The sequence below is a fragment of the Pseudomonadota bacterium genome, assembly GCA_026388315.1.
Classification (GTDB): domain Bacteria; phylum Desulfobacterota; class Syntrophorhabdia; order Syntrophorhabdales; family Syntrophorhabdaceae; genus MWEV01.
This window is the reverse complement of record JAPLKA010000009.1, coordinates 1-11,334: the sequence shown is the minus strand read 5'-3', so window position 1 is coordinate 11,334 and position 11,334 is coordinate 1. Positions and strand designations below refer to the sequence as shown.

General features: G+C 51.0%; 9 protein-coding genes. All 9 read left to right on the top strand.

The window, feature by feature from the left end:
- The coding region (locus NTX75_00415; protein ID MCX5814692.1) for a hypothetical protein at positions 1 to 257 on the top strand (257 nt) is incomplete at its 5' end.
- A gap of 155 nt (positions 258 to 412) precedes the next feature.
- A complete protein-coding gene (locus NTX75_00410; protein MCX5814691.1) occupies positions 413 to 3,328 on the top strand; it encodes a PAS domain-containing protein in 2,916 nt (971 codons plus the stop codon).
- A gap of 240 nt (positions 3,329 to 3,568) precedes the next feature.
- A complete protein-coding gene (locus NTX75_00405; GenBank protein MCX5814690.1) occupies positions 3,569 to 5,557 on the top strand; it encodes a PAS domain S-box protein in 1,989 nt (662 codons plus the stop codon).
- Positions 5,554 to 7,482 carry a response regulator gene (locus NTX75_00400; GenBank protein MCX5814689.1) on the top strand — a complete coding sequence of 643 codons (1,929 nt, stop codon included), beginning with the start codon at positions 5,554 to 5,556 and terminating at the stop codon, positions 7,480 to 7,482. The genes NTX75_00405 and NTX75_00400 overlap by 4 nt, the downstream gene beginning before the upstream one ends.
- 150 nt (positions 7,483 to 7,632) lie before the next feature.
- Complete coding sequence (locus tag NTX75_00395) at positions 7,633 to 8,286, top strand: cobalamin-dependent protein (GenBank protein MCX5814688.1); 654 nt, start codon at positions 7,633 to 7,635, stop codon at positions 8,284 to 8,286.
- A complete protein-coding gene (locus NTX75_00390; GenBank protein ID MCX5814687.1) occupies positions 8,270 to 9,700 on the top strand; it encodes an ATP-binding protein in 1,431 nt (476 codons plus the stop codon). Before NTX75_00395 ends, NTX75_00390 begins: the two co-directional genes overlap by 17 nt.
- 93 nt (positions 9,701 to 9,793) lie before the next feature.
- Positions 9,794 to 10,258: a hypothetical protein gene (locus NTX75_00385; protein MCX5814686.1), complete on the top strand. Its 465-nt coding sequence runs from the start codon at positions 9,794 to 9,796 to the stop codon at positions 10,256 to 10,258.
- 96 nt (positions 10,259 to 10,354) lie between these two features.
- The gene (locus NTX75_00380; protein MCX5814685.1) at positions 10,355 to 10,717 is read left to right on the top strand and encodes a response regulator; all 363 of its coding nucleotides are present in this window, start codon (positions 10,355 to 10,357) and stop codon (positions 10,715 to 10,717) included.
- A 170-nt stretch (positions 10,718 to 10,887) separates the two neighbouring features.
- Positions 10,888 to 11,334: histone deacetylase family protein (locus tag NTX75_00375; GenBank protein MCX5814684.1), on the top strand; the 447-nt coding region annotated here is incomplete at its 3' end.

Below are 11,334 nucleotides of genomic sequence, written 5' to 3'. Positions count from 1 at the left end.
CCCCCCCCCCCCCCCCCGAATCTTTCTCGCTTTTGCGAGATGTGAGAATTGAGAGGAGTCAGGTTGTGACAGAGATAGATAATGCTGGCAAAACGGAAACAAAATCCAGAATGCATCATCCGAAACTAAAAAGTCTACGCTGCAAGATAGCAATTCCTTCTACACCCCTGGTTATTTTAAATGAGCTTGATAAAATGTTTTTTGTTCACTATACAAAATCCACAATCGCAAATTCGCAATCCGATATCCACAATTAAGGGAGGGATCAATTGTGATAACAGCAAGAAAAAGAAGCAAGGCAAAAGAATCAAAAGTAACGCTTGATTCCAAGACAATCGAGGCGCCGCAGGACACAGCGGCTGGGACCGCAACAGAGGCAGGCACGACCGACCACCCGCGTGCGGGCTTTCCCATCGTCGGCATCGGCGCCTCTGCTGGTGGGTTGGCAGCCTTCGAGGCCTTCTTCTCCGGCATGCCCGCCTCCGATCCAGGTATGGCCTTTGTCCTTGTACAGCATCTGGCACCGGACCACAAGAGCATCCTCACCGACCTCGTCCGGCGCTACACCAGCATGCAGGTCTTCGAGGTCGAGGACGGTATGGCGGTCAAACCCAACTGTGCCTATATTATTCCCCCGAACCACGATATGGCATTTCTGAACGGCGCCCTCCAACTGCTGGAACCATCCGCACCCCGGGGGAAGCGCCTGCCCATTGACTTCTTCTTCCGGTCACTCGCCCAGGACCAGCACGAGCGGGCTATATGCATCGTGCTCTCCGGCACGGGCAGCGACGGCACTCTCGGTGTGCGCGCCATCAAGGGTGAGGGCGGCATGGTCATGGTCCAGAACCCCGCGTCCACCGAGTACGACGGCATGCCGCGGAGTGCCATTGCTACCGGTCTGGTAGACTACGAGCTTCCGCCGGCTGAGATGCCAGCCCAGCTCATCGCCTATGTGGCCCATGCCTTCGGCAAGCCCCCCCGGCACGCATCTGATCCGGTGCCCGAGAACGCGCTGAAAAAGACATTCATCCTGCTCCGCGCCCAGACCGGCCACGACTTTTCCCTCTACAAACCAAGTACCGTCAACCGCCGCATTGAGCGGCGCATGGCCGTCCACCAGATCGAAACGATGAACGAGTATGTCAGATATCTGCAGCAGGCACCGGCAGAGGTTGATGCCCTCTTTCACGATCTCCTGATAGGCGTCACCAGTTTTTTCCGCGACCCGGAGGCCTTCCGTGCCCTCGAGGAACAGGTCATCCCGAAGCTCTTTGCCGGCAAGCCTGCAAGCGCAGTGATACGCGTCTGGGTGCCGGGCTGCTCCACCGGCGAGGAGGCCTATTCCCTCGCCATCCTGCTCGCCGAACGTCAGGAGGCGATGAAACAGATTTTCAAGGTGCAGATCTTTGCCACCGACATTGACGGCAATGCCATTGCTGCAGCCCGCGCCGGCATCTATCCGGGCAGCATCGCCGCCGATATCTCACAAGAGCGGCTGGCGCGCTTTTTCGCGGCCGATCCCGGCGGCAGCGCCTACCGCGTCCATAAAGGCATCCGTGATATGCTGGTCTTTTCCGAGCAGAATATGATCAGAAACCCTCCATTTTCCAGGCTCGACCTCATCAGCTGCCGCAACCTCCTGATCTATCTGGGCGGGGAATTGCAGAAGAAACTGATCCCCCTGTTTCATTATGCCCTGAACCCGGACGGTTTTCTTTTCCTGGGCACTTCCGAGACCGTAGGCGAGTTTATGGACCTCTTTACTGTGCTGGACCGGAAATTGAAACTGTATCAGCGCAGGGATGACATCCACAGCTCGCGGCGCACAGCCATGGGACGCTTTCTGCCGCCCATGACGGCGATAGATGTGGCGATCCCGCGGGCAGCCGGAAAAGCGGCATTCCGTGGGAAGCTGCCGCTGCGCGAGCTGACAGAACAGGCGCTGCTGCTGCAGGTGGCCCCTGTCGGCGCGCTTGTCAACGGCCAGGGCGATATCCTCTATCTCCACGGCCGCACCGGTCTGTACCTTGAGCCGGCCCCGGGCGAGGCAGGAACCAGCAATATCCTGAAGATGGCCCGCGAAGGACTGCGGCGCGACCTGACCTTGGCCCTGCACAAAGCCGCGGGGACAAGAGAGGCCGTGCGCCATCCCGGCCTGCGCGTCAAAACCAACGGTGACTTCACCATGCTCAACCTGACTGTCCTCCCGGTGACTGCAGATCCTGCCGCAATGCCTGAGACGCCCCTGTACCTGGTCATCCTGGAACAAGTGCCGCCCCTCGACCCCGGGCAGGAACAGATGGCAGCCGCCCTGCAGGCCATCGCGGCGGCGGACGGACCCGATGCTGACGCACGCGTCATCGCGCTCAGGAAGGAACTGCGGGTCAAGGAAGATTATCTCCAGACAGCAAACGAGGAATTGGAGACCTCCAACGAAGAGCTCAAATCCTCGAACGAGGAGATGCAGTCGGTCAACGAGGAACTGCAATCCACCAATGAAGAGCTCGAGACCTCGAAGGAGGAACTGCAGTCGGTCAATGAGGAACTGGCAACGGTTAACGCCGAACTGCAGACCAAGCTGGCCGACCTGTCGCGGGCCAACAACGACATGAACAATCTCCTGGCCGGCACGGGCATCGCCACCATCTTTGTGGATCACAGGCTGTGCATCCTGCGCTTCACCCCAGCCGCAAGCGCGATCATCAACCTGATCCTCGCCGACGTGGGGCGGCCCGTGGGCCACATCGCCTCCAATCTGGCGGACTACAGCACATTGGTGGCCGACATACAGGCCGTGCTGGACACGCTTATCCCCAAAGAGCTGGAGGTGCAGACCCTGGCGGGAGGGTGGTACACGATGCGCATCATGCCCTACCGCACGATGGACAACGTGATCGAGGGCGCTGTAATCACCTTTATTGACATCACCAATATTAAAAAGGCGGAGGAGAAGCTGCAGAAAGCCAATAATATGCTCCGTCTGGCTGTGGTAGTGCACGATGCGTACGATGCGATCACCGTGCGGGACATGGAGGGCCGCATCCTGGCCTGGAACCCGGGAGCGGTGAGGATGTACGGCTGGAGTGAAGCCGAGGCGCTGGCCATGAATGACCGCGACCGGATCCCGGAGGGACTGCGAAAGGAAGAGTTGGCCAAGCTGCATCAGCTTAGCATGTCTGAGATTCTGGAGCCGTATTGTACACAGCGGATCACCAGGGACGGCCGGGTCGTGGAGATCTGGCTCACCGCCACCGCTTTGGTGGATGAGGCCGGGCAGATGTATGCGATTGCGACAACGGAACGGACGGGAAGGAAGAAGCGGTGAGTAGGGATAGAGACAGTGAATAGTGAATAGTGAATAGTGAATAGTTAAAAAGGCAGGAAATATGAGAAAACTGGAAGATAAGAAATGGAAGATAAGAGGCTCCTGCAAAATCAATTAGTTCTGGATTCCCGTTCCCCGATAGAACCACTCGGGGCAAGTTCCACGGGAATGACTGAGAAAGGGACGGGAATGACGGTTTTTTCTCTATTCACTGTTCACTATCCTCAATGAGGGAAAATCATGACTGACCGGAAACAAGAACAAAACAAGGATAGCCGACACGAACAAGCCGCTGATTTGCGCAAAGGAGCCGAAGAGGTCGCCCGGGAAAAGACTGCCGGGATGGCGGAAAACCCTGAGGCGATGTCGCCGGAAGAATTACAGCATTCGCTCCATGAACTGGCTGTTCACCGGATTGAGCTTACGATGCAGAACGAGGAACTGCGCCGGACGCAGGCAGAGCTGCAGGCGTCGCAGGCGCGCTACTCCGACCTATATGACCAGGCGCCGGTGGGTTATATCACCATCAACGAGCAGGGATTAATCCTGGAGGCCAATCTCACTGCCGCCGAATTACTCGGTATAGACCGAAAACATTTGGTCGGGCAGCCGTTAACCCGCTTTATCGCACATAATGATCTGGACATCTATTACCTGTACCGCAAGCAGCTCCTCGAAACAGACAAGTCGCAAGTGTGCGAACTGCGGATGGTGCGCCACGACGGAACGACATTCTGGGCGCGGCTGGAAGCCACTGCCACAAAGGGCGCTGATGGCGAGTCAGTATACCGCGTCGTGATGAGCAATGTCACTGAACATAAGCAGGCGGAAGAGACGATTCGACTATTCAAGACTGTCTTTGATAAAGCGAATTTCGGTGTTATGATTGCAGATGTGAATGGTTTTTTGACCTACTTGAATGAATGTTCTGCCGCAGCCCACGGTTATGAGGCAACAGAGCTAATCGGAAAACACTTGAGCAAATTACATCCCGGGGAGCATATGGAGCAGGTTGAACGTCTGTTGTTACAATTATTGAACGAAGATAGTTTTGAAGCCCAGGAGGTTTGGCATTGCCGCAGAGACGGGAGCATATTCCCCACACTGATGGTCGGTACGCTGGTAAGGGATAAGAGCGGAACTCCTCAACATCTTGCTACTACGGCCATTGACATCACCTCCCGCAAACAAGCCGAAGAACAGATCAAGGCATCTCTCCGTGAAAAGGAGGAGAGCGAGGAAAAGTTCTCTAAGGCTTTTCAGACTTCGCCATATGCCATCACCATCACCCGCGCGGAAGACGGTACTTTCGTCGAGGTCAACAACGCCTTCATCTCGATGACGGGGTTTACTCGGGAAGAAGCCCTCGCCGGCTCGTCGGTCGGGCTGAAGCTGTGGGTCAACGAAGAAGACCGACAGTGCGTGGTGGCTGCTTTTAACGAAGGCCGGGCTGTCGTGGGCAAGGAGTACCAGTTCCGAACGAAGACCGGTAAAGTCATCACAGGCTTGTTTTCCGCTCAAACGATACATCTGGGCCACAGGCCTTGCATTCTATCCAGCATCAACGACATCACCTCCCGCAAACAAGCCGAAGAACAGATCAAGGCATCTCTCCGTGAAAAGGAGGTTCTCCTCCAGGAGATCCAGCACAGGGTGAAGAACAATCTCCTCACCATCTCGGGTATCCTTGCCCTCCAGTTAAACCAGATAAAAGACGACAAATCAAAGGATGCCTTTATCACAAGCATGAACCGGGTAAATGCATTGACGCAAATACATACCAGGCTTTATCAGTCTGAGGACTTCTCCCGGATCGACCTCAAGGAGTATATAGAGGAACTTGTCCGGGAGCTTGCCCGTTCCTACGGGTTTCCACAGGAAGATGTAATAACAGATGTCAAGGATACCTCTCTTGACATCACTACTGCCATACCAGCAGGTCTTATCGTGAACGAACTTGTCAGCAATGCCATGAAGCATGCCTTCCCTGATGGGAAGAAGGGGCAGATTAAAATCACCATTTCTTCAGAGGGTTCTCAAAGCGTTCTCACCGTCTCCGACAACGGTATTGGCCTCCCTCACCATATCGACATAAGAAGCGCAAAATCCCTGGGATTCTTACTCATTGTGCAGGCGGTAGAGCAGATAAACGGCGACATAAAATTAGAACGGGAGAATGGTACTCAATGCATTGTCACTTTTTCCGTTGATCAGGAGAAAACACCATGAATGAACAGAAGCAGAAGACCATCCTCCTGGTAGAAGATGAAGCACTGATCGCTGTTATGGAAAGGGAGATGTTAGAACGGCACGGATTTAATGTCATTCTCGCTTCCAGCGGAGAAAAGGCTATCAATACAGTACGGGATACTCCAGCAATTGATCTTATCCTCATGGACATCAACCTTGGCAGAGGCATGGACGGGACAGAGGCGGCAGAAATCATCCTCAAGGAAAAAAATATTCCCATTCTCTTCCTCTCCAGTTATACCCAGGCTGAAGTGGTTCAGAAAACAGAAAAGATAGCTTCCTACGGGTATGTGGTAAAGAGTTCCGGTGAGACCGTACTGATCACTTCCATAAAGATGGCATTCAAGTTATTTGATGCATACCAGAGACTGGAAGAAAGAGAGGAGGCGTTATATCAGGCGGAAAAGAAATACCGTTCCATCTTCGACAATGTCATTGAAGGTATCTTCCAGATAACGCCTGAAGAACGTTATCTTACTGTCAATCCTCAACTCGCACGTATATACGGGTATAGTTCACCTGAAGAAATGATTGAGACAATCACAGATGTTGGCAGACAGATTTATGTAAATCCTGATGAGCGTCTCGAGTTTCTCCGTATCCTTCAAGAAAAGGGCTTAATTACAGGCTTTGAAGTGCAACTGAAGAGAAAGGACGGGAGCCCCTTCTGGGTATCTATAAATGCCCGTTGTGTGTATGATGAAAACGGCAACATCCTCTATTATGATGGCACCTCTGAGGACATCACAAACCGGAAACACCTTGAATCCCAACTCTTTCAATCACAGAAGATGGAGGCTATCGGCACCCTGGCCGGAGGAGTCGCCCATGATTTCAACAATATCCTCACCGCAATCACGGGCTTTGGCGGCCTGCTGAAGATGGATATGCGGGAAGATGATCCAAACAGGGCTTTTGTTGATGAGATCCTTGCCTCTTCCGAGAGGGCGGCAAACTTAACGCACAGCCTCCTCGCCTTCAGCAGGAAGCAGCAGATCATCCTTAAGCCTCTTGGCATAAACAATAGCGTAAAAGAAACATCAAAGCTCTTAAAGAGGCTCCTTACGGAAGATATCGAGCTGAAAATAAGGCTCTCCGAAAAAACCCTCGTCATCATGGGAGATGCTACCCAGATAGACCAGGTACTCATCAATCTTGCCGCGAATGCCCGCGATGCCATGCCGACGGGAGGCACATTGAGTATAGAGACAAAGATGGTAACGCTGGATGATGAGTTTATCGGGATGCACGGGTATGGTAAACCCGGAAAGTATGCCTTACTCTCTGCCTCTGATACCGGCATTGGCATGGATGAGGCAACAAAAGCAAGAATCTTTGATCCCTTCTTTACCACCAAAGAGATAGGTAAAGGAACAGGCCTCGGTCTCTCTACCGTCTACGGCATAGTAAAACAGCACAACGGCTATATAACGGTCTACAGCGAACACGGCCACGGCACCACTTTCCGCATATACCTTCCTTCTGTTGACATAGAGAAGGAACAGAAGGCTTCGCCCGTACACAACATAAAAAAAGGTTCAGAAACCATCCTTATGGCTGAAGATGATCCAGGGATAAGGAATTTTACACGGGAAATCCTCCAGCGCTACGGGTACACCATCATCGAGGCAATAGACGGGGAAGAAGCAGTCCGCACCTTCATGGAGAACAGAAACAGGATCGACCTCATCATCCTCGATGTGGTCATGCCGGGAAAGAATGGGAAAGAGGTATATGATGAGATCGTAAAAACCGATCCCGGCATGAAGTTCCTCTTCACCAGCGGTTACACCGGAGATGTAATCCTCGACAAGGGAATCATGGAAGATACGGTCAACTTCATCTCGAAGCCGTTATTACCGAATGAGCTGCTGAAAAAGATCAGGGATGTGCTGGACGGGTAGCTGGCATACATCGAGTAATTAATTTATCTTATCCACATAATGATATTGTGCGATAATGATAATTGAGCATATATACTGCTACCAACTGCACATATAATCGGCTTCAGGTAATGCTTTACATGCTTATATAAATCAAATCTGGAGGTTGTTGTGGGAAGGGTTGATATTCCGGAAACCGTGTATCGTGATTACCTCAACGCCCTTATAACCGGTAACAGGAAAGAGTGCCTGGACATTGTACAAGGTTTGCTGGACAGGGACATAGACATATACGATCTGTATATGCTGTTATTTCAAAAGGCAATGTATGAAATCGGCGAGATGTGGGAGATGAACAGGATCTCCGTTGCAGTGGAACACCTTGCCACATCTATTACAGAAAGTCTTCTGAGCCTTGTGTACCCCCGCATCTTTGCCGCTGATCATATCGGCAGGAAGGCGGTTATCGCCTGTGTGGCCAATGAGTACCATCAGATTGGAGGCAAAATGGCGGCCGACATCTTCGAACTCAATGGCTGGGATGGTTACTTTCTGGGGGCCAATACACCACCCGATGAACTTCTGAAACTTATCGACAATAAAAAACCCGATCTCGTTGGTCTCTCTCTTTCTGTTTACTTCAATCTTGATAATCTTTTGAGAGTGATCGAGATGGTCCGCGCCACCTTTCAGGATCTGCCCATCCTGGTGGGAGGGCAGGCTTTTCGCTGGGGAGGGGCTGATCAGGTATTGAAATATAAAAAAGTTACATATCTCTCTTCGCTGAGGGATTTGGAAAGGGAGATTCATGGCTTCTCTGGCTGAATTAATCATGGAGTATGTGCAAACTGATGCATCCTTCCTGGTCCTTGTCCTCGACACCGAAGGACATATCCTGAATACCAACCGCTACACCCGGGAGCTTGTGGGTGAAGATATTCAGCAGCAAACATTAAATGACATTTTAGTCGATTTTACCGGTACCGCGAAGTTGTCGGGCCTTCTGGACGAGCCGGGCCGCGTGCATCTCCTGAATGTCAGGACAGCAGGAGGCCTTCCCCAAACCTTCTATTTTCGCTTCTTCCATGCCGGCACAGAAATCCTTGCTATCGGAGAGGTCAACAGCCTCGAACTTGAAGCCCTCCGGAAGGGTCTCGTTACCGCTAATAATGAGTTGAGCAATCTCGGCAGGGAGCTTCAGAAAAAGAGCGCTGAACAGAACCGGGCAGGAGAGAAACTCCAGGATGCCCTGGAATATGTCGAGAACATTGTGGAAAGCCTGCGCGAACCGCTCGTGGTATTGAATTCCGACCTGAAGATTCTCACAGCCAACCGCAGCTTCTACGATACCTTCAAGGTAACACCCGAGGAAACAATCGGGAATTTCATCTACGATCTTGGTAACCGGCAATGGGACATCCCCAAACTGCGGGTACTCTTTGAGGAGATACTTCCCCATGATACCGTGTTCAATGGCTATGAAGTTGAGCATGATTTTCTCGATATCGGCCGGAAGATTATTCTGCTCAACGCCCGGCAGATTTTCCGTGAAAATATCGGCTCATATATTATCCTCCTGGCTATGGAAGACATTACCGAACGCAAACTCGCCGAGAACCAGATCAAATCCCTCCTCGCAGAAAAGGAACTCCTCCTCCGCGAAGTACACCACAGGATCAAGAACAATATGAATGTGATCACAAGTCTGTTGTCCCTCCAGGCAGATATGCTGAAGGACCCGTCAGCTATTGCCGCCCTTGAGGATTCAGGAAGCCGTGTCAGGAGCATGATGATGATTTTGTATGATAAGTTATACAGGTCTGCCGACTTCAGAGAGATATCAGCAAAGGAATACCTTACCTCTCTGATTGATGAAATTGCAATCAATTTCCCCAACCGGGACATGGTGACCATTGAAAAACAAATTGATGACATTATTCTTGACGCAAAGATCTTATCCCCTGCAGGGATTATCCTTAATGAACTGCTTACAAACGCAATGAAGCATGCATTTATTGGTAGAGAAAACGGGAAGATATCTGTCTCTCTTTCGTTTAAGGATAATCATGCAACACTCATGATACAGGATAACGGTGTTGGAATTCCTGAATCAATTGATATTACAGCTTCTACCGGATTCGGGATGCAGCTTGTCGGTATATTAACAGAACAGCTTGAAGGAAGCATGACGATAGAGCGGGAGAAGGGGACGAAATTTATTCTGGAGTTTGAGATATGAAAAGAGAGTGCCGAGGGTACCGGTAACAGAGGGAACAGACAAGGGTTCTCATTTCTGTTTTTCTCTGCCAGATATACTAAAAGGGAGGCATACATGACAAAAGAAGAACTGATTGCAACGGCAGCCGCCTTGCCCCATCCCACACCGGCAGCAGCACATGAATATAGCGAAAAAAGGGAGAAACTGGCAGCAGAGATTAACCGGATCATGGGTCAGCGAGCTGACCTGGAAGACCTCATCGGTGCGGGAAATCACGACATGATGGAGGACAATCACCGCAACCATACCCGTTTTCTGACCTCGCTCTTCCAGGATTTTTCCCCTGTTGTTCTTGTGGAGACGGTTCTCTGGGTCTTTCGGGCTTACCGTTCCCATGGGTTTCATCTCACGTACTGGCCTGCCCAGCTTGACACATGGGTGGAGATTTTCAAGAAAGAACTGACACCGGCGGCCTTCGAAAGCATTTATCCTGTTTACCACTGGATGATTATTCATCAACCGGCCTTTGCTGACCTGAGCGACCGGTTTGTTTTGCCTGAAATAACGCCCGGCCATTAGGAAGATGACAGGAGGTCCGTGAGGTATTGGAAAGACAGGATAGTCGCTTATTTTAATATTGACGAATCACGTTCAGACGGGTTACCGTAACATACTATGATAAAGAAAATTCTGATTGCTGATGACTCTCCTGTAGCGCGGCGGATACTGAAAAGCTGTATTCCGAGGGCAGAGGATTTTGATTTCTATGAAGTTGAAGACGGGGTTCAAGGTCTGGAGACGTTTAAAAGCGTGCACCCCGATGTGACATTCATGGATATAGATATGCCCAATATGAGCGGCGTGGAATGCCTCAAAGAGATTAAAAAGATTAACCCCGATGCCGTTGTCATCATGTGTTCATCAGAGACTAATCAGGAGTTACTCGCAGAAACGGTGTCCTTCGGGGCTTTAACGGTTGTTAAGAAGCCGCCTACCAGGGAATCCATCCAGCAGGCCTTAACAAAGGCGCAGGAATAGATCGGGTAAATGGCAAACATTAAGACCGCCCTTTATTCTTAGAAATAGGCAACAGGGATATTGCATATCTTCAGAAAAATACGCTGCCGGCCTTAAAACACTAAAGATTACCGATAAACATATAGTATTTTGCGAAACTGGCCTATTCTGCACAAAAAGCGTCAGGCATTATGAAAATTATCTTCCATAAAATGTTTTATAATTCCGATTATGCTGACGATGGCGCATCTGTTCCCGGCAGAATGGAATCCATTATGGATAAGTTAACCGCGAATGGGAAATACGTTTTTATTGAACCTCAGCCAGCTTCGATCGAGGATATTCTGAGATGTCATTCGGCAGAGATGATAGAGAAGGAAAAGAACAACGAAAAGCGTTACGAGATGGCGCTGCTGTCTGCAGGCGGGGCTATTATGGCATCAGAATCCTGTATTGACGGGGAGCCTTCTTTTGCATGTATACGCCCACCGGGACACCATGCATCCAGAGATACAAACTGGGGGTACTGCGTTTTCTGCAATATGGCCATTGCACTGCTGCGGTTACGCGAACAGGGCTTGATCAAATCGGCCTTTATCCTGGATTTTGACGCTCATACGGGTGACGGGACAAAGAAT

Coding starts and splice junctions, on each gene's coding strand:
- NTX75_00400 (MCX5814689.1), top strand. CDS start 5,554: ATGAATGAACAGAAGCAGAAGACCATCCTCCTGGTAGAAGATGAAGCA.
- NTX75_00385 (MCX5814686.1), top strand. CDS start 9,794: ATGACAAAAGAAGAACTGATTGCAACGGCAGCCGCCTTGCCCCATCCC.
- NTX75_00390 (MCX5814687.1), top strand. CDS start 8,270: ATGGCTTCTCTGGCTGAATTAATCATGGAGTATGTGCAAACTGATGCA.
- NTX75_00405 (MCX5814690.1), top strand. CDS start 3,569: ATGACTGACCGGAAACAAGAACAAAACAAGGATAGCCGACACGAACAA.
- NTX75_00380 (MCX5814685.1), top strand. CDS start 10,355: ATGATAAAGAAAATTCTGATTGCTGATGACTCTCCTGTAGCGCGGCGG.